Below are 23,049 nucleotides of genomic sequence, written 5' to 3'. Positions count from 1 at the left end.
GATGCCGCCTTGCCGTACGTCGAGCGCCGATTGTGGCAAATGAAGTCGAAGAGGCTTCTAGGTCCGGACGCCGTTTCGAAGCGGGATGCGTGGTTTGTCGGTGGGCGCGCGGAACATTTCCGCAGGCGCCGGGCGTCCGACGTGGAAACCCTGCACGTGGTCGATCCGGAAGCGGCGCATCAGGGCCAGTTGCTCGTCGGTCTCCACGCCCTCGATCAGGATCTTGTGGCCGCGGTTGCGCACGAGCCCGATGATGTCCTGCAGCATCGCGCGGCCCTTCGGGGTGGCGCAATCGTGCAGGAACGACCGGTCAACCTTCACCGTGTCGAAATCGATCAGGCGCAGCCAGGAGAGGCCGGCGAAACCGGTTCCGAAATCGTCCAGCCAGATGCGGATGCCGAGCGTTTCCAGGTCGCTGATGCAGCGCAGGATGCCCGAATGCATCTCCATCTCGAGCCCTTCGGTGATCTCGAAGGCGAGGCGGCTGCCGGCAACCCCGGTCTCGCCGAGGATCGCTGCGACCGAGGTCGCAAAGCCCGGCGTCTTCAGCTGGATCGGCGAAACGTTGACGCTGACGAGCGGGATGTGGTTGTCGACCAGAAGCTCGCGGCAGACGGTCTTTATCGCCCAGCGGCCGAGATCGAGAATGGCGCCGGTCCGTTCGGCAACCGGGATGAAGAGGCTCGGCGGCACCGACGTGCCGTCCAGCATCGTCAGGCGCATCAGGGCCTCGACCGCATCGACCTCGCCGGTCGTCACGTTCGTGATCGGCTGGTAGACGAGGGATACCAGGTTCTGGTCGACGGCGATCTTCAGCAGCGCTGCGATGTTCTCGCTCTCGTCGCTGCTCTGCGGATCGTTCGGATCGAACAGCTTCGAGCAGTTTCGCCCGCTCGCCTTGGCGGCGTAAAGCGCGCGGTCGGCCTCGTGGATGATCTTTTCTAGCTTGGCTCCGGTGTGGTTGCGGGTGAAGGCGGCGCCGACGCTGACAGTGACGATGGACACGCCGTCGCGGCGCTGCTCGTGGGTCAGCCCCATGTTCTCAACCGTGCGGCAGATGACCTCCGCAAGCTCGGCCGCCTGCTCACGCGTATCCAGGCGGGCAAGGACGATGAACTCCTCGCCGCCGTAGCGGCCGATCGAGCCGTGATAGTCCCTGATCGCCTCGCCGAGTGCATTGGCCACGAGAATGAGGCAGCGGTCGCCCTCCTGGTGGCCGTAGCAGTCGTTGTATTTCTTGAAGAAATCGACGTCGATCAGCATGGCGGTGAAGTTCTTGCCGAGCTTCTGCCAATCGTTCCAGTAGTCGCGCAGCTGCTGGTCGATGGCGCGGCGGTTGTCGAGACCGGTCAGCGGATCGGTGTTGGACAGCCGCAGAAGCGCCATGCCGCGCTCGGAAGCCTCGTTCTGCTGGATCTTCGCCTCGAAGGCGTTGAGGAAAACCTTGTAGCGCTCGCGGTTGAGCTTCCAGTTCACATAGGAGGTGAAGACGAAGCAGGAGACGTAGAACGTCCCGAAGGCGATCAGGTAGGCCGGATCGTGTTCGGAGAAGAACGACAGCGCGATGAAAAACGTCACCAGTACGATGCTGGAGGCGACCACCGAGAGGCGGAACCGTAGGCTGAAGAAGAGGTTGGCGCCCATCATGAAGATGGCGCCGAAGATCATGTAATAGGACATGCTGTTCGTATCGGCCGTCATCATCGCCGGGACGAGCCAGCCGATGTAGCCGAAGACGAGGGCTGCGGCGCAGGTGGCGTCGAGCCACTTGGTCTGGGCCTTCAGTCGAAACAGGATCTCGAAGGTCAGCAGCGAGCCGATGCCGACAAAGAGGCGCGAGACGATCGTGTAGAAGGCGACGTCGGGGACGAGCAGGATGTCCGGGATGAAGAAAAGCAGGTAGACGACGACGGCAACCCATAGCCCTTGCCGGGTCGAGGCGCGCCGGCCAGCCTCGCCCTCCATGCGATAGAGGGTCTGAAGCTCAGCCAGGTGCGGCCTGTGCGGCTGCTTGTGTAGGTCGATGTCAACTACGTCGGCCAACGTGTGCTTCATGCACTGATCCATCGAGTTGCGTCACGGTCAACGGAAATCTGTCGTCGCTTTTCCATCAATGGACGTTGTTTCGGACACTCCCTGCGTGTTCACCGCGACCCATCTGCAACAAGGGCGGGAAACGCTGCGAGGCATGATAGGAGGTGTCCATTAAGTTTTGTTAAATTAATGGGTCAGGGCATCTGCGAATCGGTATCACCCAAAGAGGTGAGCTCCGAGTATTTACCTTATTATATACAAAAACTTGCATTCCGAGCCGTTATGCGCGCATCTTCGCGACTATTGTTAACAAAGCTTTAACGGATGGTCTCGCGTGCGCCAATTTCAGACTGTTTTCGACGGTCAGAGCCTCATTACTCCCAAGGCAATGGCTGATGAGTTCGTTTCGCCCCGCGGCGAACGACATGACGAACAGCTCTCGACCGCCAAGGCCGAGCTCGCATTGATTCTCAGGGTCGCTCAGGAACAATTCATTCAAGGGACGGATGCGTCGAAAATTATCGACCGGCTCGCTGCCTCCCTCCACCAGACCCGTGCCAAATACCACCCGAGCGTGTGGCAGGAGCTAATCCCGATTGCCCAGGATCACCCGGTTTCGGAGTACTTCCTGCAGGATCCGTTCACCCGGTGGTCGTTCGACAAGCCCAGGGGCTATTCGGGTGACGCGCAGTTGCTCGACTTCATCTACGGCCATGCGAGCGTTGCCGGTGAAATCGAGCGGGCGTCTCCGGTCGGTCGGGCGCTCTATGACTACACGAAGGACGCTTCGTCCTCGGTGGCGGTGCGCGAGCGCCGCGATATCCTCACGCGCCACGTCGACGAGATCGCGGCGAGCCGGGGTTCCGAGGCGGAGATCCTGACGATTGCCGCCGGTCATCTGCGGGAAGCCAATCGCTCGAAGGCACTCGAGGAAGGCCGGATCAAGCGCTGGGTGGCGCTCGATCAGGATCCTCTCAGTGTCGGATCGATCAGCCGCGATTTCTCCGGCACGGCGATCGAAGCGGTCGACGGGTCCGTTCGCAGCCTGCTCGGTCGCGACCAGAAGCTCGGCACGTTCGACTTCATCTATGCCGCCGGTCTCTACGACTATCTGGCCGACAAGGTGGCCATCAAGCTGACCCATCGCTGCCTGCAGATGCTGAAGCCGAACGGCGTCTTCCTGTTTGCCAACTTCGCCCAGGACATCGGCGTCGACGGTTACATGGAGAGCTTCATGAACTGGGCCTTGCTGCTGCGTTCCGAAGCGGACATGTGGAACATCGTCCACAAGAGTGCCGGGAAATCCGCGATCGATGGACGCGTCTTCTTCGGTGCCAACCGCAACATCGTCTACGGCGTCATCCAGAAGCATTCCTGAGAAAACTTCGACGAACGGCCTCGGCTTCAAGCCGAGGCCAGCCGGAAACAAGAGACCGCGGCGTGCCGAAGGGCTGCCGCGGTCTCGCATTTTTCACGCGCTCAGTCTTGCGCGCGCAGAAAACGGCTCAGCAGGCGGCGTAGCAACGCGCTTTCCTCCTTCGGCTTGAAGCCGGGATCGACCGCGACCCTGCTGAAGATGCCGTCGATGATCGCGGCGATCCAGCGGGCAGCGCCCTCGGCGTCGAGGCTCCTGTCGATCTGGTTTCGGCTGGCGGCCTTGCGCAGGAGCGCCACGAGCGCCGACTGGAGTTCCGCGTCGTTTGTCGTCGCGAGCGTCCCGATGCGCTCGTCACGCATCGCTTCGGCGGCGATTTCGAGCGCGAGGCTCGAATAGGCAGGATCGCCCGCCAGTTCGAGAACGCTATCCATGAAGCCCAGCAATGCGGCGAACAGGTCCTCCTCTTCACCCAGCTTTCGGAAAATCTCCGCCGTTTCTTGACGTTCTTCTTCCACGATCGCCGCGATGATGGTGTGCTTGGTCGGAAAATAATGGAAAAGATTTCCCGGGCTCATGCCTGCCTCGGCGCAGATCTCGGCCGTCGACGTGCCGTGAAAACCCTTGCGCGAAAAGCAGGCGATTGCCGCATCGAGAATCAGCCGACGCCTGGCCGCATGTTTTTCGGGGTCGATCTTGCGCATCGCCGGTCTCCTTGCATGCCGTTCAATTATTAGATCAGGCGCTCTAATTTCGGTGGGCAGTCGATCGGTGTCAAGGCCGGGCGCTTGCACGATCTCCGCCATCTTCCCGCAATGCTCGTATGTGATCTGCCTTACAATTGTCGCGTTTGATGAATTCAATTATTAGATTGAATGATCTAATAAATTATCGACGCCTTTTGCCCGACCCGGGATCCGGTACTGCAGGCGCAATCGCGCCGCCGGCCCCGCCAATGGAAAGCCAATGAAATGAGACGTACAGTTGAGTTGAACGTCGCTCTCGCAGCGTTGCTCGTGATTGCGGCGGCTGCTGGTCCGGCGCGCGCCTCGGGGGAGGCCGCAGCCTCCGTTCCCGCCCCGTCTGCCACCCGCACGGTCACGACGCTCGTTGCCGACAGCCGCCCGCAGCAATGGACACGCTCCTTTGCCGGCATCTTCGTCGCCCGCGAGGAGATTGCCGTCGGCACCACTCTGACCGACCAGCGCATTGCCAGTGTCGAGGTCGAGATCGGCGATCGGGTCGCTGCAGGCCAGGTGCTCGCCCGGCTGGAAACCGACATGCTGGAGAACCTGCTGCGCGAGGCCAAGGGCCGGGTCGCGCGCGCCGGCGCCGCGATGGCGCGGGAAGAAGAGACGGTCACGCAGGAACAGAGGAAACTCGCCCGCGCCCGGCAGTTGAGCCACCTTCAGGCCGCCACCACTCTCGAAGAGCGCGTCTCGGCGCTCGCCCTTGCCGAGCAGGCCGTCCAGGTGGCGCGGGCCGACTACGACCAGGCGGAAGCGCTCGAGGCCGAGGCGCGCCGGAAGCTCGATCGTGCTGTGATCGTGGCGCCCGCCGACGGGATCGTGTCGGAGCGGCTGGCGCGCGCCGGCGCGCTTGCGGGCTCGGAGCCGCTGCTCAAGCTCATTCGCGGCGGCGAAATCGAGTTTGCGGCCGAAGTGCCGGAAACCGAGCTGCCGTTGCTGGCGGTCGGCCAGACGGTGAAGGTCAAGCTTTCGGGGCGCCACGACTGGATCGAGGGGCACGTGCGGGTGATCAACCCGAAGATCGACCGCGAGACCAGGCTCGGCACCGCGCAGGTCACGCTGTCGACCGAGCGCCCGCCTTTCGCGGGCACGTTCGGCCGGGCGGAGATTGTCGTGGCCGAGCGCAAGGCGATCATGGTCGACGATTCCGCCCTGCTGTTCGGTGCGCCGGATGGCGCCGTCTCGGTCTTCGTCGTCGATGGCGGCCAGATCGTGCGCAAGCCGGTCAAGGCGGGCATGCGCCAGGGTGGCAAGGTGGAGATCACCTCGGGCCTTTCGACCGGCGAACGGGTCGTCCTTAAATCCGGGGCGTCGCTGCGCGAAGGCGAAGCGGTCGCAACGAAAGACGTCCAGCCGACGCAGACGGGCGACCAGCAATGACGAGCAACATTTCCGCCTGGGCGATCCGAAAGCCCGTTCCGACGATCGTTCTCTTCGTCGTGTTGACACTGATCGGGATCGCCTCGTTTCTGCGGCTGCCGGTCAACGCCAATCCGAGCGTATCCTTCCCGATCGTGACGGTGACGATCACGCAGCCGAGCGCGCAGCCCGGCGAAATGGAGACGCAGGTGACGCGTCGCGTCGAAGGGGTCGCCTCCGGCCTCGTCGGGGTCAGTCACATCCGCTCGACCATTACCGACGGCGTCTCCACGACCACGGTCGAATTCAAGATCGGCACCGATCCGGACCGGGCGGCAAACGACGTGCGCGAGGCCGTGGCGCAGATCCGCGCCGACCTGCCGCAATCCATTCAGGAGCCGATCGTCTCGCGCCTCGACGTCGACGGCAGCGCCATCGTCTATTACGCCGTGCGGGCGCCGCACATGTCGGAAGTGGAGCTCTCCTGGTTCGTCGATGACACGATCACCAGCGAATTGCTGACGCTGCCCGGCGTGCAGAAGGTGCAGCGCCTCGGCGGCGTCAGCCGCGAAGTGCGGGTTTCGCTCAATCCCGAGCGGTTGCTGGCGCTTGGCGTGACGGCCGACCAGGTGAACACGGCACTCCGCGAAATCAACATCAACATCCCGAGCGGCCGCGGTGAAATCGGCGGGCGCGAGCAGTCGATCCGCACCGTCGGCAGTGCCGGCTCGGTGGACGAGCTCCGGCAGCTTTCGATCCCGCTTGCAGGCGGCCGCTGGCTGCAGCTCTCCGACATTGCGACGATCGAGGACACCTCGTCCGAGCCGCGCAGCTTTGCCCATTTCGATGGCGAACCGATCGTCAGCTTCTCGGTTTCGCGCAGCAAGGGCGCGAGCGACACGGTCGTTGCCGAGCGTGTCATCGAGCGGCTGAAGGAGATCCAGGCGCGCACCCCCGGCGTCGAGATGACCGAGCTGATCTCGCTCGTCGAATATACGCAGGAAAGCTACGATGCAGCCGTCACGGCGCTGATCGAAGGCGCGCTTTTGACCATCGTCGTCGTCTTCGTGTTCCTGCGGAACTGGCGGGCGACGCTGATCTCGGCGCTTGCCATGCCGCTTTCGATCCTGCCGACCTTTGCGGTGATGGACCTGCTCGGCTTCACGCTCAACGGCATCAGCCTTCTCGCCCTGACGCTGGTCATCGGCATTCTCGTCGATGACGCGATCGTCGAGATCGAGAACATCGAGCGGCATGTCGACATGGGCAAGCGCCCGTTCATCGCGGCGATCGACGCGGCCGACGCGATCGGCCTTGCGATCGTCGCAACGACGCTGACGATCGTCGCCGTCTTTGCGCCGGTCAGCTTCATCGGTGGCGCGGTCGGGCAGTATTTCAAGCAGTTCGGCCTGACCGTGGCAATCGCCGTTCTGTTCTCGCTGCTGGTCGCCCGCCTGCTGACGCCGCTGATGGCGGCCTATCTGCTGCGGCCGAAGCCTGGTCACGGCCATGCCGTCAAGCCGTCGCGCATCGCCGACGCCTATCGCAGCATGCTCGGCTGGACCCTCGATCACCGCAAGACCGCGCTCTCGATGGTCGCTTTGATCTTCGTCGGCTCGATCGCGCTTCTGACCATGCTGCCGACGGGTTTCATGCCGACGAGCGACAGCAACGTCTCGCAGCTCAAGATCACCCTGCCGCCCGGTACGCGGCTCCAGGAAACGGCGCGCATTTCCGACGATCTCGTGGCCAAGCTCAAGGAGCGCAAGGAAGTCGAGAACGTCCTGGCGACGACCGACAGTCTCAACGAGGTATCGCTGCGCATCAAGCTCAAGCCGCGCAAGGAGCGTGAACTCGACCGCAAGTCCTTCGAGCTGTCGTTGCGGCCCTTGCTGGCGGAGACGCCCGACATCCAGGCGACGTTCTCTTCGACCGAGGGCGCGAAGGACCTCTCCATCTACCTGACGGGCGACGATCCGGAAACGTTGATGGCGTCGGTGCGGCGCCTGGAAAGCGAGATGCGTGCGCTTCCGGGGCTTGTCAGCGTGCGGTCGACCGAGCCGTTGCTCTCACCCGAGCTTCTGGTCAAGCCGCGCTTCGACGAGGCGGCAAGGCTCGGCGTGTCGGTGACGTCGATCGGCACCGTCGCCCGCATCGCGACGATGGGCGACAGCGAGAGCAACTCCGCGCGCTTCAACCTCGGCAACCGCCAGGTGCCGATCCGGGTGATGCTCGACCGGTCGGCGCGCGGCGATTTCGACACCCTGCGCAATCTGCGGGTGGGCACGAATGCGGGCGCCCTGGTGCCGTTGACTTCGGTCGCCGACGTCTCCTTCGGCGCCGAGGAAAGCAGCGTCGAGCGTCTCGATCGCAAGCGGCTGATCTCCGTCGAAGCCAACCTCAACGGCATGACGCTCGGCACGGCCTTCGAGGCGATTTCGGCCTTGCCGGCCATGAAGGAGCTGCCGGCGGGCGTGTCGCAGGCCAATTACGGCGATGCGGAATACATGTCGGAGATGTTCCGCAACTTCGCCCTGGCGTTGCTTGCCGGCATCTTGATGGTCGTGGCGGTTCTGATCCTGCTCTTCAAGGATTTCCTGCAGCCGGTGACCATCCTCGTGGCTCTGCCGTTGTCGATCGGCGGCGCCGCGCTGGCCCTGATCCTGTTCGGCGCGGCACTCGACCTTTCGTCGATGATCGGCATCCTGATGCTGATGGGTATCGTCTGCAAGAACTCGATCCTGCTGGTCGACTATGCGATCGAGTGCCGCAACGAGGGTGCGGACCGGCGTACGGCGCTGCTGACGGCGGGCGTCACCCGCGCGCGGCCGATCATCATGACGACGATCGCCATGGTGGCGGGCATGGTTCCGGCAGTCATCGGCGTCGGCGCCGGTGCCGCCTTCCGCGCGCCGATGGCGGTTGCGGTGATCGGCGGCCTGATCACCTCGACGATGCTGAGCCTCGTCTTCGTGCCTGTCATGTTCACCGTGATGGACGACATCAACACCAAGATGGGCCGCTGGCTGAAGCGCTTCTCCTCGGTGACGGACGAGGACCATGCGGCGGATGCGGCCCGGATCGGTAAGGAGGGGGCATCCGGCGCGGCCGGGTAGCGCATCGCCTCATCTCGGCATAAGCATTGTCGAAGCGCGCTGTATGGGTCTCCGTGCGGCGCGCTTCGCGCATTCGGGCCCAGCGGTGGTTTCTGGGGTCTAGTCGAAATAGTTGACGAGGCGCGTGTCGCCCACGGCGTGGACGCGGCAGTCGACATCGAAGATCGCCTGCAGCCGCGAGGGCACGATCATGTCTTGCGGCGGGCCCTCGAAGGCGAGGCGGCCGCCCTGCATGGCGACGATGCGGTCGGAATAGGCGGAGGCGAAATTGATGTCGTGCAGCACGACGACTACCGTCTTGGCGAAATCGTCGGCGAGGCGCCTTAACAGCTTCATCGTCTCGACAGCATGCTTGATGTCGAGATTGTTCAGCGGCTCGTCGAACAGCATGTAGTCGGTGTCCTGGCAGAGCACCATGGCGATGAAGGCGCGCTGGCGCTGGCCGCCCGAGAGTTCGTCGAGAAAGCGGTTCTGGTAGGGTTCGAGCCCGAGATAGGCGATCGAGCGATCGATGTGTTCCGCATCGGCTGCCGTCACCCGTCCCTTGGAATAGGGATAGCGTCCGAAGGCGACGAGGTCGCGCACGCTGAGGCGCGCGGTGATGTGGTTGTCCTGGCGCATGATCGACAGCCGTCGGGCAAGCACGTCGCCGGCAGCGCGGCTGACGTCGAGGCCATCGACCAGCACCTTGCCCGTATCCATCGGCATCAGCCGGCTGACGATCGACAAAAGCGTCGACTTGCCGGCGCCGTTGGGGCCGATGATCGAGGTCAGGCCGCCCGTGGGCAGGGTCAGCGACACCCGGTCGACGACCGCGGTGCCGCCATAGGATTTTGTTACCTCTTGGATCTCGATCATCGCGCGGAGCCTCGGACGAGCAGGAAGATGAAGACTAGGCCACCGAAGAATTCGATGACGATGCTGAGCGCCGTGTTGAAGGAAAACAGCCGCTCCAGGACGACCTGGCCGCCGACGAGTGTCGCGATCGCGATAAAGACGGCGACAGGCAGCACGAAGCGGTGGCTGGCGGTGGGCGTCAACTGCCAGGCGAGACTTGCGACGAGCAGGCCGAAAAAGGTCACCGGCCCGACGAGGGCGGTGGAGACCGACACCAGAACGGCGATCAGCATCAGGAGAAGCGTCACGACACGCTGATGGTCGACGCCGAGCCCGATCGCCGCCTCGCGCCCCAGCGAGAGCACATCGAAGGTGGGCGACAGCCGCCACAGGACGAAGGTCACGCCGAGGGTGGCTGCGGCGGCAATACCGAGCAGGCTGGCATCGATGCTGTTGAAGCTTGCAAACAGCCGGTCCTGCAGCACGACGAAATCGTTGGGGTCGAGAACGCGCTGCAGGAAGGAGGAGAGGCTGCGGAACAGGCCGCCGAGAATGACGCCGACCAGCATCAGGAGATGCAGGCTGCGGCTGCCGCCGGAAAAGAGGGTGCGGAAGAGAAGAAGCGAGAGGCCGACCATCACGGTCGTTTCGAGCGTGAACTGCATCTGCGGGTTGACGCTTGCCGCGCCGGCGGCACCGAGGAAGAACACCATGACCGTCTGCAGCAGCGTGTACATGGCGTCGAAACCGATGATCGACGGCGTCAGGACGCGGTTGCCGGAAATCGTCTGGAACAGCACCGTCGAGACGGCGATCGCGTAGGCGACCAGCACCATGCCGAGCAGCTTCGTGCCGCGGAAGGAGAGTATGAAGCTCCAGCTTCCCTTGGCGCCGATGGTCATGAAGGCGATCATCGACAACAGCGCGAGCGCGGCGGACGCAACAAGGACGGTCGACGGAGAGAGCCGCTTGGCATCAGCCTGCATGGGACCGCCTCGATAGCAGGAGATGAAGGAAGACGAGGCTGCCGATCACGCCCATGACCGTGCCGACGGGGACCTCATAGGGCGCAATCACCATCCGCCCGACGATGTCGCAGGCGAGCACCAGCCCGGCACCGGCGATGGCGATCACCGGCAACGTGCGCCTCAGATTGTCGCCAAGGGTCAGGCTGACGATGTTGGGAACGACGAGGCCGAGGAACGGGATCATGCCGACGGTCGCAACGACAGTCGCCGTGACCATGGAGACGATGGCAAGCCCGAGGGTGACCACCTTGTCGTAGTCGAGCCCGACATTGCGGGCGATCGCCTCGCCCATGCCGATGACGGTAAAGCGCGCGGCGGTGGCGTAGGCGACCAGCGTCAGCGCGAAGCCGATCCACAGCAGCTCGTAGCGTCCACGCAGCACGACCGAGAAATCGCCGGACATCCAGGCGCCCATCGACTGCATCAGGTCGTAGCGATAGGCGATGAAGGTGGTGATGGCGTTGACGACGCCGCCGAGCATCAGGCCGATCAGAGGCACCATGAGTGCCGAGCGCAGCGGAACGCGCCGCAGGATCTGCAGGAACAGGGCGGTTCCGGCAAGCGCGGTCAGGGCGGCAAACGCCATCTTGCCGGCGACCGGCAGGTTCGGCGCAATCAGCATGGCCAAGAGCATCCCGAGTGCGGCGGATTCGGCAGTGCCGGCGGTCGACGGCTCGACGAAGCGGTTGCGCGCCAGCATCTGCATGATCGTGCCGGACACGGCGAGGCCGGCGCCTGCGAGCATCAGCGCCAGTGTGCGTGGCAGGCGGCTTTCGACGACCAGAAGCCAGCCGCGGCCGTCGTCGCTGGCCGCAAGACTGCCGACACCGGTAAAGACGCTGACGGCGGCAAGCAGCAGGACGACCGGGATGGCAAGCAGGACCGCCCTCATGGTTCCGTCACGCTCCAGCTGCATTTCGTGGTGACCACCGCTCTCGTATCCCGTGGCTGCATTCTTTCCATCGACCGCCGCAACGGAACTCCTGAGGTTGTGGCCGCCAGGGGTGCTCGATCGAAGGCTCGCCTTACTCATATATATGATCGGCTTCGTCAAGTTTTGTGACGCGCAATGCGCGCATTGCCCTCCCCGTAAAATCGCGCTAGGGAGGAGGAGAAAACATGAGGTAAATAGTCATGAATATATCTCCCTTCTCTAATGGTCTGCGCAGCCTGCTCGTTGCGGCCGTGATGACGGCTGGCGGCGCATCGGTGGCGATGGCCGAAACACTGAAGATCGAACACAGCAGCGGCGTCACCGAGGTGGAGAAAAACCCGAAGACCGTGCTGGTCTATGATTTCGGCATGTTGGAAACGCTGGATATGCTCGGCGTCGCCGTCGCCGGCGTCCCCGGATCGGCCGTCCCGCCGTCGCTCGAAAAGTACAAGGCCGACACCTATGCGAAGATCGGCACGCTGTTTGAACCCGACTTCGAGGCGATCAATGCGGCGGAGCCCAACCTCGTCATCGTCGGCGGGCGGTCGCAGGCGAAATATGCTGAAGTCGCCAAACTGGCACCGACGATCGACCTGACCTCGGACGACAAGGATCTGATCGGCAGCGTCAAGAAGAATGCAGAGATCCTCGGCGAGATCTTCGGCAAGGAAGCCGAGATCAAGGCAAGCATCGCCAAGCTCGATTCCTCGATCGAGGCGCTGCGTGGCCTTGCTGCGGAACGTGGAACGGGTCTCATCCTGCTGACGACCGGCGGAAAGATCAGCGCCTATGGCAAGGGATCGCGCTTCGGCGCGTTGCATGACGTCTTCGGGATCAAGCCGGCCGATCCCGAGCTGCAGGTCGCGACCCACGGCCAGGCGGTTTCCTACGAATACATTCTCGAAACCAACCCCGACTGGATCTTCGTCGTCGATCGCGATGCAGCCATCGGCCAGCAGGCACAGCCGGCAGCGGCCCTGCTCGACAACGAACTCGTGCGGCAGACCAAGGCCTGGAAGGACGGACACGTCGTTTATCTCGACTCCGCCAAGCTTTACCTCACGGCATCGGGCCTGAAGTCGCAACAGGACATTGTCGATCAGCTGGCGCAGGCGCTGAGCAAGAAGTGATTGCAACGCGACGCCGCATTGCGGCGTCGCTGTTTACCACCCGATTGCTGCGTTGCGTGCAGGCGTGTTTCAAAGCGCCGCTTTCGCGGTCGCCTGTCACAACTAGCCCATAGGGGAACTCTTTTCGCCGCCGGGCGGATTTCGGGACAAAGGGAAGCCAACACCAAATACCCTTAACTCTTACGGTATTTATCCGGTGTTGGCTCCTTTTGGAGAGACGCGTAATATCTTGATTTAGAGATTTTCGCTTTTTTGTTAAATTTATTTTAGTTTTTACTTTTTTATATAATGTCCGCCCGGATTGCGTCCGAGCTATATGTCGACTTGCTTTACGCTTACTCGATGGAACGCGGACGCAACTGTCCGAAGGGCAGGTTTCTTATTGGCTGCAAGCGCCTGGTGGCGCTCGGCCGGACCCGTTTGATCTTCCGGAACGAAAGTCCAATTTGACTCCAAACGGCGCGACGCGGAAGATACCAATTCTAGTTAGTGGTTTGTAATTACTGACACTTTCCCGTCTAACCATCGGTGGCAAACCCTTGGCGCTGCGATGAAATCCCAAGCTTTTTCAGAGGCATCCATCGCGCGGTGCCCCGGCACTCTAGGCCGTTTGCGCCGGGATGCGGGCGATCGCCGATAGTAAAGTAAGGGCGTCCTAGTCCGGAATAAGTATTCCTGCGTATTTCGGAGCGGAAGAGGGGATTAAGAACGGCCGTGCGGGCCTGCTTAACTAATCCTATTATTGCGTGCCGCCGGCCGCGCCTTGGCAGAAAAGCATAGGACATCGGCTCTTGCGGAGGTATCCTGGAGCCTTGTTTTTGAGGACGTTCCGCGCCTTGGTAAACAGAACGTTTACAATATAACCCAAAGATGGTTCGATTTATAACGATTTAAGTGCCTTTCCGGCGCTTCTCTAATCCTTTTGGGCTGTTTCGTTGCGGAGATCTTTACGTTACATTAGCTATCGCGAATTTTATCGCGCAGGAAAAAACGTGACGCATAAGTGGTTCCGAATAAATTTTTTGAAAGTGGGGCGTGCCGACGGCCAGACCGCGGCACCCATAAAAATAAATGGAAAAATCCTAGGAGGGCGTAATGTATCCTGGAAGCTCCAAAGTGGGTGATTTTGAAGATAACAACAAGGCTTTGTCACAAAAGAAAAAAATCGTAATGCTCGCCAAGATCGATCTGTTCGCCGAATGCCTGATGCAGGCCGTCGGGTCCAGGTTTCAAGGGCACGATATCGTCAGCTTCTCCGATCCCGACAATCTGCTCGACGGCAATCTCGTCGATGTCACGTTGATCATGCTGTACCGGATGCCTCCCAAGTCCTTTCCGGCTATCTTGCGGACCATTCACGAGTTCCACCCGCGGGCATCGATCGGCCTGGTGGTGGAGAATGCCGAGGAACTCGATCCTTCGATTGCCGGCTTCGTCGAAGAGCGACTCATCCATGGCGTCCTGCCGTTGAACCTCAATCTCGACGTCTGCCTTGCCGCCATCGATTTACTGATGAAGGGCGGCGAACATTTCCCGGCGGCTTTGCTGCGGCGGCTTTCTCCCGAGCCTTTCGCGGCAAACAACCTTTACGGCCGGCGCGGGGAAGCCTCGGGCCAGACGGTCGTCTCGGGAACGGGGCGGCGCAAGCGCGATGCCGGCCCGGACGGCCTGACGACACGCGAGGTCCAGATCCTCGATCTGATCTGCAAGGGTACGCAGAACAAGATCATCGCGGACCGGCTCGGGCTGTCGGAAAACACCGTCAAGGTTCACGTCCGCAACATCTACAAGAAGATGAACGTTCGCAACCGTACGGAAGCTGCGTCTCGCTACTTCACCAACGATGCGGCGACGGAGCGCAACGGCGACGTCATCCTGTCGCGTTGGAAGAACTAGGCGCGACGCAAGGCGGGCGTTTGTCCGCTTGAAGGCCTGGATGTCATCGAAGACATGCCAGGTTCCCCCTCGGTCCCAGGTGAACTCTCCTGGGGCTGCTCTCGAAATAAAATGCTGCTTTGGAACCTGCCCGGCGAATGGCCGGGCGGTTCGGCCGCAGTATGTCTCCGCGACAGGTATGCGAAACCCCGAAGATAAAACCGTAATTTACCTTAGAACATGCTGGTAAATATTTCGTTACTTTTGAGCTGGATTGGCCGGAAAGTAATCACATGTGATTATGTCAATAGAAGTTTATTGTAATTTTGGATTATTTACTGGAAATAAATTCCATACATATTGACTGAATGCTCCTTATTTGATAATTAGCTAATATTGAAATTGAAAAACTGAAAAATATTGATTGCGATTGAATAGTTTATTTTTTGTCGGGTTGTGCGTGTCATTGTAATAAAGAGAATATTTTTATTATTTATTACGCTCGCATCCCGTCTCCAAATCACCAACGAAAATGGTGAGCTTAATAATTGGAGGTGCGCATGCGAAAGGTCGTCAAGGGACCGCTGTCCGTGGTCGGACAGCGGGAATTTCTTAAGAAGATCGCAGGAATACCGAAGAGAATACTAGTAACGGGTGGAAGCGGTTTTCTTGGATCTCATATTTGCGAAAGACTTCTTTCCCTGGGGCATACGGTCATCTGTCTTGACAACTTTTCGACCGGCCGGCGCGAAAATCTCTCTCATCTGGCGCAGGACCCCCATCTCCACATCATCGATCACGACGTTCGAAAGCCTTACCTGATCGATGCGGATGTCATCTTCAATTTTGCCTCTCCAGCATCCCCTCCGGACTATCAGGCCGACCCGGTCGGAACCCTGATGACGAACGTCCTCGGCGCGCTGCACGCGCTCGAAAACGCCAAGGCCACCGGTGCCACGGTCATCCAGTCCTCGACGTCGGAAGTCTATGGTGATCCGCTGACCAGTCCGCAGCGGGAAACCTATTTCGGCAACGTCAACACGATCGGTCCGCGGGCCTGCTATGACGAAGGCAAACGGTCGGCCGAGACGCTGTTCTTCGATTACCACCGGACCCACGGCGTGAAGATCAAGGTCGCACGTATCTTCAACACCTATGGTCCGCGGATGCGCCCCGACGACGGGCGGGTAATATCCAACTTTGTCGTCCAGGCTCTCCGCGGCAACGATCTCACGATCTATGGCGACGGCTACCAGACCCGGTCCTTCTGCTATGTCGACGACCTGATCGACGGCTTCCTCCGCCTTTCTGTCTCGGCCGACCCGTGCACCGGGCCGATCAATCTCGGCAATCCCGGAGAGTTCACGGTTCTCGAGCTCGCGCAGATGGTGATTTCGATGACGGGCTCGCGCTCGCGCATCGTGCATCTGGCAGCAGCCACCGACGATCCCCGCCAGCGGCGGCCCGATATCACGCAGGCGCGTGGCGAGCTCGCATGGGAACCGAAGGTGATGCTGCGCGAAGGCCTCGAGCGCACGATCGCCCATTTCGACGAGCGCCTCAGTGCGGCCGACCGCGCAGTGGCCGGAGAGGCGGTATGACATGTCTCGCGTCGCACTGGTCACCGGCGGAGCCGGCTTCATAGGCAGCCACACCTGCAAGCGCCTGGCTGAGCAGGGTATCGTGCCCGTCGTCTACGATAATCTGTCGACGGGGCATCGGGCCAACGTGAAATGGGGGCCCCTCGTTGAGGGAGCGATCGAGGACAAGGAACGGCTGGCGGCGGCAATCCGGACCCATGCGCCCGAATGCCTCATTCATTTTGCCGCGTCCGCCTATGTCGGGGAATCGGTCGAGGATCCCGGAAAATATTACACCAACAATGTCGCGGGCAGCATCGCGCTTCTGGAAGCCTGCCGGGCGACCGGACTGGGACGTATCGTCTTTTCCAGCTCCTGCGCCACCTATGGCATCCCGCCGCAGCTACCGATTACCGAGGACATGGTTCAGCTGCCGATCAATCCCTATGGCCGCACCAAGCTGATGATAGAACTGATGCTTGGCGACTATGCCCGCGCCTACGGCATCCGCTCGGTGGCGCTGCGCTACTTCAATGCGGCAGGCGCCGATCCGGAAGGGCAGCTGACCGAAAAGCACGATCCGGAAACGCATCTCATTCCCCGTGCGCTGATGGCGGCGGCCGGCCGCATCGACAGGCTCGACGTCTTCGGCGACGACTATGCGACACCGGATGGCACCTGCATCCGCGACTATATCCACGTGACCGACCTTGCCGATGCGCATGTGGCGTCCGTGAACTACCTGCGCGACGGCGGCGAGGTGCTGCACGCCAATCTCGGTTCTGGCCACGGTACGTCGATCCGGCAGGTGCTGTCGGCCATCGACCGGGTGACCGGGCGGCCGGTGCCGGTGCAGATGCTGCCGCGCCGGCCCGGAGACCCGCCGGTTCTCTATGCCGACACGAACTGGGCGCGCCAGAGGCTGGGCTTCAGCCCACAGCTCTCGGACATCGACACGATCATCGCCACCGCCGCGCCGAGCTTCGGCCTGGAGGTGCGCTCATGAGCTGGTCGCCAGCAACTGCGAAACCAAATGAGACCATCGCCATCGATAAGAGCCGGAAGGCGGCTTTCGCGCCGACCGCCCTGTTTTCGGGCCGGCTGCAACTGCTCCATGTCCTCGGCATTGCCGCATGGTTTGGCGCCCTCCTGTATTTCTGGCAGTGGTGGCTTGATCCCGCCCACGTCGTCGACTGGCCGTCCTATGTGCTGATCACGGTCGTCGTCGGGTGGATCACCCTGCTGCCGGTCTATTTCATCGTGATCTTTTCCGGCGCGAAGGTGATGGCGGCAAGCGCCGGCCCGGTGCCGCACGGGCGGGTCGCGATGGTGGTGACCAAGGCGCCTTCGGAACCCTTTTCCGTGGTGCGCAAGACGCTGCTCGCCATGCTCGATCAGACCGGCTGCGAATTCGACGTGTGGCTCGCCGACGAAGATCCGTCGCCGGATACGATTGCCTGGTGCGCGGCGCGCGGGGTGATGATCTCGACGCGAAAGGGTGTCGCGGACTACCACCGCTCCTCCTGGCCGCGCCGGACCCGCTGCAAGGAGGGAAACCTCGCCTATTTCTACGATCACTATGGCTACGAGCGCTATGATTTCGTCGCCCAGTTCGATGCCGACCATGTGCCGGAAACGACCTATCTCGTCGAGGTGCTGCGTCCGTTCAACGACCCGTCGGTCGGCTATGTCTCGGCGCCCAGCATTTGCGACGCCAACGCTGCCACCAGCTGGGCGGCGCGCGGGCGGCTCCATGCGGAAGCCAGCATGCACGGCTCGCTGCAGGCCGGCTACAACAACGGTTGGGCGCCGTTGTGCATCGGCTCGCACTATGCCGTGCGGACCAAGGCGCTGAAGCAGATCGGCGGACTGGGGCCCGAACTTGCCGAAGACCATTCGACGACGCTGATCATGAATGCCCATGGCTGGCGCGGCGTGCATGCGCTGAACGCGATCGCCCATGGCGACGGACCGGCCAACTTCGCCGATCTGGTGGTCCAGGAGTTTCAATGGTCGCGAAGCCTCGTCACCATCCTGCTGAAATACTCGCCGGTCTACGTGCCGAAACTGTCGCCGCGGCTGAAGTTCCAGTTCCTGTTCTCGCAGCTCTGGTATCCGCTGTTTTCGTGCTTCATGGCGCTGATGTTCCTGATGCCGATTGCGGCGCTCGCGGCCGGGCGAACCTTCGTCGCCATCACCTATCCGGACTTCCTGCTGCACTTTGTGCCGCTCTCGCTGGTCTTGATCGCGCTTGCCTATTTCTGGCGCTCGACGGGCACGTTCCGGCCCTATGATGCGCGCGTCCTGAGTTGGGAAGGCACGCTGTTCCTGTTTGCGCGCTGGCCCTGGTCGCTTCTCGGTTGCCTTGCGGCAGTGCGCGATCACCTGACCGGCAACTTCGTCGACTTCCGCATCACGCCGAAGGGCGGCGGTGCCGCCGCGCCCTTGCCGCTGCGGGTGCTGATGCCCTATCTCGTGCTCGCCTTGGCGTCGGCACTGGTCGCCTGGGGCATCTCCGATGCCGGCACCGCACGCGGGTTTTACGTCTTTGCCGGCATCAACGCGCTGATCTATGCAGGGCTGGTGGCGGTAATCCTCATTTGCCACGCACGTGAAAACCGGCTGGGCCTGATCCCGCGCTCGACGATGACCGCGGCGACGGCCGGGTGCCTGGTGCTGGTCTCGGTGCTCTCGGCTCAATCGGCCGTGCGCCATGGGGCCGAGGCAACGCAGGCATTGTCGCACGGCCTGCAATTCGTGAGCTTCACCGAAACGAGATACACGGTCGCCGGTGCCGGCAGCGGCACCAATCTCAAAACCGTTCGCTTCCGCCTGAAATGGAGAGGGTTTTCACAGCCCTCCGACGGGCCCGCGCGCGGCGAAATCAGTGCATCGAATGTCAGCCAACCAAGGAACAGGGAAACGATAACGACCAGGAAGGTCGGTCGGTTTCATGTGCCGTCATGACGACGGCAAGCAGTCGAGTGTGTGTGGTCTCCAATGCGAGGAGAAGTGTAATGAAAGGGTCGTTGAAAGTTGTAGCTCTTCCGCTGCTGGTGCCTTTGGCAGCGGCCGCGGTCTATTTCGGCGCCGAGCCGGTCAAGGCGAAGATGGAAGTCAAGCCGACGCCGCTCAGCGCCTATGAGGTCTATTCGCTCTACCGCAACAAGACCTGGGAATGGTCGACGGGCGGTGCCCGGTTCGAAGCCCATGGGCGCAAGCTCGTCGCGTTCGTCGACAAGGGCAAGGGCGATCGCTCCTTTGCCGAAGGCAACTGGTACGTCAGCGACCTCGGCATGATGTGCATGCAGGCCACCTGGACGACGTCGGCCAATGCCGGCAACGCCCGCAGCTGCTTCGGTCACGCCCGGATCGGCGACACGGTCTATCAACGCAAGGTCCCCAATGGGAAGTGGTACGTCTTCAGCCATGCCAAGCCCCGCGCCGGTGACGAGTACAAGCGCTTCGTCGCCCACGACAACATTACGGCCAAGGCACTCCGGCTGAAGGAACAGTTCCTGGCCAAGAAATAGACGTTCTGCCGCAGGAGGATGAAATGAAACGCAAATTGGCATTCGCGCTATGCACGGCTCTGGCTCTCCAGCTGGATCTCAGTGCAAGCTTGGTATCCGCGTTGGCGCAGGAACAAGCCAATCCTGCGACCAGTGCAGAACAGACGATGAGCGATAAACGTCCGGTCATTCACCCGGGCGGAACGAAATTCGGCGCCTATGACCCCCACGGTGATTTCGGCGCACAGAACGATGTCTCGACCGAGGCCCTGTTCCTGCCCTGGGAAGACGTGGACCTCGCCTCCCTGCAGGCCGCCGACGAGTACGCGCTCCAGCGCAACCGCAACCTGCTGATCACCATCGAGCCTTGGTCCTGGTCGCTCGACTGGAAACTGACGCCGACGCAGCTGCGCGACCGCATGCTCAGAGGCGAGTATGACGCCAACATGGAAGCGATCGCCAACACGATCGCCGAGCTGAAGAGCCCGGTCATCGTGCGTTGGGGCCAGGAAATGGAAGATACCTCCGGGCGCTTCTCCTGGGCCGGCTGGGAGCCTCAGGACTGGATCAAGGCCTACCGGCACGCGATGGACATCGTGCGGGCGAAGGCGCCAAAGGCGCAGATCATGTGGTCGCCCAAGGGGCTGCCGAACCTCGTCGACTATTATCCGGGCGATGACTACGTCGATCTCGTCGGCCTCTCGGTCTTCGGGCTCGAGCCGTTCGACAAGATCGAATACGGCGCGCCGAAAACCTTCGCCGAAGCTTTGAAGCCCGGCTACGACCTGGTCTCCAAATACAACAAGCCGATCTGGGTGGCCGAGCTCGGATGGGAGGGCAGTCCGACCTACATGCAGCCCTGGATGAATACGGCGACCCAACCGGATCCGCAGTTCCCGAACCTGGTCGAAGTCGTCTACTTCAACGATCGCGACGTTATCGATTGGCCGCATGACCTCGGCCGACCGAACTGGCGCGTTGCAACCGATGCCACGACGAACTGAATGTCGCGCGAAAGTGCGCAGCGGTTTTGCGATAACGACATGCTTTGAGACTGCCGGCCGCAAAGACTAGGCCGGCACACGCGACGGATGTTTGGATCCCCTGGCTGGATCCAGTGTCCCCGCCAGCAAAAAAAGCCCCTCGCTTGAGGCGAGGGGCTTTGCATCTGGTCCAGGCGTGTCGGTCGACGCGCGCCCGGATTATTCGGCGGCCTGCGGTCCCAGTTCGCCGCGACGGATCTGGTCGGCTTCGATCGATTCGAACAGGGCGCGGAAGTTGCCCTCGCCGAAACCCTCGTCGCCCTTGCGCTGGATGAACTCGAAGAAGATCGGGCCGATCACGGTTTTCGAGAAGATCTGCAAGAGGATCTTGGTCATGCCGCCGTTCACCACACCTTCGCCGTCGATGAGGATGCCGTGCTTCTTCATCCGCTCGATCGGCTCGTCATGGCCGTGCACACGGTCGTGAGACATGTCGTAGTAGGTCTCCGGCGGGCCCGGCATGAACTTCAGGCCGTTGTCCGACAGCTTGTCGGTGGCATCGTAGATGCCTTCGGTGCCGACGGCGATGTGCTGGATGCCTTCGCCCTTGTACTTGCGCAGATACTCCTCGATCTGGCTCGTATCGTCCTTGGACTCGTTCAAGGGAATACGGATCTTGCCGCAGGGCGAGGTGATCGCACGGCTGACGAGGCCGGTGATGCGACCATCGATGTCGAAGAAGTGTATCTGGGTGAAGTTGAACAGTTCGCGGTAGAACGCCCACCACTTGTCCATGTTGCCGCGATAGACGTTGTGGGTCAGGTGGTCGAGATAATAGAAGCCGACGCCCTCGGGCTTCGGGTTGCGCTCGCCGGTCCACTCGAATTCGGCCTCGTAGGCCGAGCCCTTGGCGCCGTAGGTCTCGACGAAATAGAGCAGCGAACCGCCGATGCCGACGATCGCCGGGACATCGAGACACTTGTCCGTGCCTTCATAGGGGATCGCGCCCTTCGAGACTGCATGGTCGAAGGCGTGCTTGGCGTCGACGACGCGCCAGGCCATCGACGGGGCGCAGGGGCCGTGCTCGTCGACGAAGCGCATGGCGTGGGAACCGGGTTCGGCGTTCAGGATGTAGTTGATGTCGCCCTGGCGCCAGACGGTGATGTTCTTGCTTCTGTGTTTGGCGACCGGGCTGTAGCCCATGCGCGTAAAGAGCTCGGCCAGCTTTTCCGGTTCCGGATGGGCGAATTCGACGAACTCAAAGCCGTCCGTGCCGGCGGGATTGTCAGCGGTAATCGTTGCCGGCGGGGCGTCATGCGGGAAGGGGCCCATCGGAAGTCTCCTCTTATTCTTCCAAACTTTGCTGGAGTATGACGCAATTCCCATGCATGATGCTTGTATTCTTGCGCGGTTTAGACAGAATGGCGCACGAAACATGCAAAATTGCGTATTAGGATGCACGAATGGAGCAGCTTGACGGGTTCGATCTCAAGATCCTCAGCGAATTGCAGCGCGACGGGCATCTGACCAACAACGAATTGTCGGAACGCATCGCGCTTTCGCCGTCGCAATGCTCGCGCCGGCGCACCCGGCTTGAGACGGAAGGCTACATCACCGGCTACCAGGCACAGATCGACCGGCAGAAGCTCGGCCTCGATCTGATGGTGGTGATCTCTGTCACACTCGCCACCCACAATCGCGACAATGCCAAGCGTTTCGGCAAGCTCATTTCAGGGCTGCCCGAGGTGCTGGAGGCCTATGCGCTCACCGGCGAGATGGACTACCACATGCGGGTGGTGACGCCGGATCTTGCGGGGCTGTCGCGCTTCGTCAATGACGTGCTTCTGCCGCACGACAGCGTGCAGCATGTGAAGACGTCGATCGTGCTCGAAACGTTGAAGAGCTTCGAGGGCGTGCCGATCCCCGAGCGGATGAAGGGCTGAAGCCTCAGGCAGAGGGCGGAGGGTCGAACCTGCCGATAGCGCGTTCTACTGCTTCCAGCCCGACGGCGAGCGCCTGTATCCCGGCCGGCCCGAGCAGCGTGTCGAGTTCCGCCTGATAGCGGGCGGCAAGTTCCGTCAGTTCGCCATAGGCCCGGATGCCCGTCTTCGTCAGTTCCAGGTGCTCGATGCGGCGGTCGTTCTCGTCTTCGCGCCGTGTCAGCCAGCGGCGCTTTTCGAGCAAGGCGACGGCGCGGCTGACCTTCGTCTTGTGCATGGCCGAGTGCGCGCCGACTTCGGTGGCGGTCATTGCGCGACCGGTGCTGCCGAGGGCTGCGAGCGTGCGCCATTCCGGGCGGGTGAGCTGGTAGCGCGCCTTGTACTGGGCGGCAAAGCGCAGCGCGACGAACTCGGCGGCGCGGTTCAGGCGATAGGGCAGGAAGGTATTGAGTTCGAAGCCATCGGCGGCCATCGCGCATCCTTGATAGTTACAAAATCGATAGTTACGATTGCAACTAATATGCCGAAGGCCACGCCTGCGTCCACCCTGGGAAACGGTCGTCGCCGCGGTATTTGGGATTGCGCCGGACCTTTTGA

Annotated in this window: 18 protein-coding genes; 11 read left to right on the top strand and 7 right to left on the bottom strand. The window is 61.8% G+C overall.

All coding sequences use genetic code 11. From position 1 onward, the window contains the following. Positions 1 to 57: 57 nt before the first annotated feature. Positions 58 to 2,055 carry a bifunctional diguanylate cyclase/phosphodiesterase gene (locus IB267_RS28825; protein WP_192450870.1) on the bottom strand — a complete coding sequence of 666 codons (1,998 nt, stop codon included), beginning with the start codon at positions 2,053 to 2,055 and terminating at the stop codon, positions 58 to 60. A gap of 313 nt (positions 2,056 to 2,368) precedes the next feature. Here IB267_RS28825 and IB267_RS28820 point away from each other — a divergent pair, with 313 nt between their 5' ends. Then, the gene (locus tag IB267_RS28820) at positions 2,369 to 3,412 is read left to right on the top strand and encodes a class I SAM-dependent methyltransferase (protein ID WP_192450869.1); all 1,044 of its coding nucleotides are present in this window, start codon (positions 2,369 to 2,371) and stop codon (positions 3,410 to 3,412) included. A gap of 101 nt (positions 3,413 to 3,513) precedes the next feature. On the opposite strand, the gene IB267_RS28815 is transcribed toward IB267_RS28820, so the two are convergent. Then, positions 3,514 to 4,215 (bottom strand): TetR/AcrR family transcriptional regulator, encoded by a 702-nt coding sequence (locus IB267_RS28815; RefSeq protein ID WP_246764945.1) that lies wholly within the window; start codon positions 4,213 to 4,215, stop codon positions 3,514 to 3,516. 165 nt (positions 4,216 to 4,380) lie between these two features. On the opposite strand from IB267_RS28815, the gene IB267_RS28810 reads away from it, so the two are divergent. Both IB267_RS28810 and IB267_RS28805 read left to right on the top strand, forming a co-directional pair. Next, entirely contained in the window at positions 4,381 to 5,538 is a 1,158-nt protein-coding gene (locus tag IB267_RS28810; RefSeq protein ID WP_192450868.1) for an efflux RND transporter periplasmic adaptor subunit, read from the top strand. After that, a complete protein-coding gene (locus IB267_RS28805; protein ID WP_192450867.1) occupies positions 5,535 to 8,633 on the top strand; it encodes an efflux RND transporter permease subunit in 3,099 nt (1,032 codons plus the stop codon). The genes IB267_RS28810 and IB267_RS28805 overlap by 4 nt, the downstream gene beginning before the upstream one ends. A 99-nt stretch (positions 8,634 to 8,732) precedes the next feature. Here the strand turns inward: IB267_RS28805 and IB267_RS28800 are convergent, their stop codons facing one another. From IB267_RS28800 to IB267_RS28790, 3 genes are read right to left on the bottom strand one after another with little or no spacing between them, the layout of a single operon-like run. Continuing rightward, on the bottom strand, positions 8,733 to 9,491 hold the full coding sequence (locus tag IB267_RS28800; RefSeq protein WP_192450866.1) for an ABC transporter ATP-binding protein: 759 nt from the start codon (positions 9,489 to 9,491) through the stop codon (positions 8,733 to 8,735). Continuing rightward, a complete protein-coding gene (locus tag IB267_RS28795) occupies positions 9,488 to 10,456 on the bottom strand; it encodes an iron chelate uptake ABC transporter family permease subunit (RefSeq protein WP_192450865.1) in 969 nt (322 codons plus the stop codon). The genes IB267_RS28800 and IB267_RS28795 overlap by 4 nt, the downstream gene beginning before the upstream one ends. After that, positions 10,446 to 11,390, bottom strand: a complete 945-nt coding sequence (locus IB267_RS28790; protein ID WP_192450864.1) for an ABC transporter permease — start codon at positions 11,388 to 11,390, stop codon at positions 10,446 to 10,448. Before IB267_RS28790 ends, IB267_RS28795 begins: the two co-directional genes overlap by 11 nt. A 242-nt stretch (positions 11,391 to 11,632) precedes the next feature. Here IB267_RS28790 and IB267_RS28785 point away from each other — a divergent pair, with 242 nt between their 5' ends. The 7 genes from IB267_RS28785 to IB267_RS28755 all read left to right on the top strand — a co-directional run bounded on the left by IB267_RS28785 (position 11,633) and on the right by IB267_RS28755 (position 20,533). Next, a complete protein-coding gene (locus IB267_RS28785) occupies positions 11,633 to 12,562 on the top strand; it encodes a siderophore ABC transporter substrate-binding protein (RefSeq protein WP_192450863.1) in 930 nt (309 codons plus the stop codon). Positions 12,563 to 13,657: 1,095 nt separating this feature from the next. After that, positions 13,658 to 14,458: a response regulator transcription factor gene (locus tag IB267_RS28780; RefSeq protein ID WP_192450862.1), complete on the top strand. Its 801-nt coding sequence runs from the start codon at positions 13,658 to 13,660 to the stop codon at positions 14,456 to 14,458. Positions 14,459 to 14,997: 539 nt separating this feature from the next. Then, on the top strand, positions 14,998 to 16,038 hold the full coding sequence (locus tag IB267_RS28775) for a UDP-glucuronic acid decarboxylase family protein (protein ID WP_192450861.1): 1,041 nt from the start codon (positions 14,998 to 15,000) through the stop codon (positions 16,036 to 16,038). Position 16,039: 1 nt separating this feature from the next. After that, positions 16,040 to 17,023, top strand: a complete 984-nt coding sequence (gene galE, locus IB267_RS28770; RefSeq protein WP_192450860.1) for a UDP-glucose 4-epimerase GalE — start codon at positions 16,040 to 16,042, stop codon at positions 17,021 to 17,023. Further along, positions 17,020 to 18,984 carry a glycosyltransferase gene (locus IB267_RS28765; protein ID WP_192450859.1) on the top strand — a complete coding sequence of 655 codons (1,965 nt, stop codon included), beginning with the start codon at positions 17,020 to 17,022 and terminating at the stop codon, positions 18,982 to 18,984. Before galE ends, IB267_RS28765 begins: the two co-directional genes overlap by 4 nt. Positions 18,985 to 19,046: 62 nt before the next feature. Beyond that, the gene (locus tag IB267_RS28760; protein ID WP_245281651.1) at positions 19,047 to 19,550 is read left to right on the top strand and encodes a DUF995 domain-containing protein; all 504 of its coding nucleotides are present in this window, start codon (positions 19,047 to 19,049) and stop codon (positions 19,548 to 19,550) included. 23 nt (positions 19,551 to 19,573) lie between these two features. Then, positions 19,574 to 20,533, top strand: a complete 960-nt coding sequence (locus IB267_RS28755; protein WP_192450858.1) for a glycoside hydrolase family 26 protein — start codon at positions 19,574 to 19,576, stop codon at positions 20,531 to 20,533. Between the two features lie 198 nt (positions 20,534 to 20,731). Here the strand turns inward: IB267_RS28755 and hppD are convergent, their stop codons facing one another. Further along, positions 20,732 to 21,844: a 4-hydroxyphenylpyruvate dioxygenase gene (gene hppD / locus IB267_RS28750; protein WP_192450857.1), complete on the bottom strand. Its 1,113-nt coding sequence runs from the start codon at positions 21,842 to 21,844 to the stop codon at positions 20,732 to 20,734. 131 nt (positions 21,845 to 21,975) lie between these two features. On the opposite strand from hppD, the gene IB267_RS28745 reads away from it, so the two are divergent. Next, a complete protein-coding gene (locus IB267_RS28745; RefSeq protein ID WP_192450856.1) occupies positions 21,976 to 22,455 on the top strand; it encodes an Lrp/AsnC family transcriptional regulator in 480 nt (159 codons plus the stop codon). A gap of 4 nt (positions 22,456 to 22,459) precedes the next feature. Here the strand turns inward: IB267_RS28745 and IB267_RS28740 are convergent, their stop codons facing one another. After that, positions 22,460 to 22,924 carry a MarR family winged helix-turn-helix transcriptional regulator gene (locus tag IB267_RS28740; RefSeq protein ID WP_192450855.1) on the bottom strand — a complete coding sequence of 155 codons (465 nt, stop codon included), beginning with the start codon at positions 22,922 to 22,924 and terminating at the stop codon, positions 22,460 to 22,462. Positions 22,925 to 23,049: the final 125 nt, after the last annotated feature.

Origin of the sequence: Ensifer sp. ENS09, from assembly GCF_014852425.1 — a bacterium.
Lineage (GTDB): Bacteria > Pseudomonadota > Alphaproteobacteria > Rhizobiales > Rhizobiaceae > Ensifer.
The sequence above is the reverse complement of the archived record's forward strand: the minus strand, read 5'-3'. Positions and strand labels throughout refer to the sequence as shown.

Coding starts and splice junctions, on each gene's coding strand:
- IB267_RS28755 (WP_192450858.1), top strand. CDS start 19,574: ATGAAACGCAAATTGGCATTCGCGCTATGCACGGCTCTGGCTCTCCAG.
- IB267_RS28740 (WP_192450855.1), bottom strand. CDS start 22,924: ATGGCCGCCGATGGCTTCGAACTCAATACCTTCCTGCCCTATCGCCTG.
- hppD (WP_192450857.1), bottom strand. CDS start 21,844: ATGGGCCCCTTCCCGCATGACGCCCCGCCGGCAACGATTACCGCTGAC.
- IB267_RS28805 (WP_192450867.1), top strand. CDS start 5,535: ATGACGAGCAACATTTCCGCCTGGGCGATCCGAAAGCCCGTTCCGACG.
- IB267_RS28785 (WP_192450863.1), top strand. CDS start 11,633: ATGAATATATCTCCCTTCTCTAATGGTCTGCGCAGCCTGCTCGTTGCG.
- IB267_RS28795 (WP_192450865.1), bottom strand. CDS start 10,456: ATGCAGGCTGATGCCAAGCGGCTCTCTCCGTCGACCGTCCTTGTTGCG.
- IB267_RS28800 (WP_192450866.1), bottom strand. CDS start 9,491: ATGATCGAGATCCAAGAGGTAACAAAATCCTATGGCGGCACCGCGGTC.
- galE (WP_192450860.1), top strand. CDS start 16,040: ATGTCTCGCGTCGCACTGGTCACCGGCGGAGCCGGCTTCATAGGCAGC.
- IB267_RS28825 (WP_192450870.1), bottom strand. CDS start 2,055: ATGAAGCACACGTTGGCCGACGTAGTTGACATCGACCTACACAAGCAG.
- IB267_RS28815 (WP_246764945.1), bottom strand. CDS start 4,215: ATGGCGGAGATCGTGCAAGCGCCCGGCCTTGACACCGATCGACTGCCC.
- IB267_RS28810 (WP_192450868.1), top strand. CDS start 4,381: ATGAGACGTACAGTTGAGTTGAACGTCGCTCTCGCAGCGTTGCTCGTG.
- IB267_RS28765 (WP_192450859.1), top strand. CDS start 17,020: ATGAGCTGGTCGCCAGCAACTGCGAAACCAAATGAGACCATCGCCATC.
- IB267_RS28780 (WP_192450862.1), top strand. CDS start 13,658: ATGTATCCTGGAAGCTCCAAAGTGGGTGATTTTGAAGATAACAACAAG.
- IB267_RS28745 (WP_192450856.1), top strand. CDS start 21,976: ATGGAGCAGCTTGACGGGTTCGATCTCAAGATCCTCAGCGAATTGCAG.
- IB267_RS28775 (WP_192450861.1), top strand. CDS start 14,998: ATGCGAAAGGTCGTCAAGGGACCGCTGTCCGTGGTCGGACAGCGGGAA.
- IB267_RS28790 (WP_192450864.1), bottom strand. CDS start 11,390: ATGAGGGCGGTCCTGCTTGCCATCCCGGTCGTCCTGCTGCTTGCCGCC.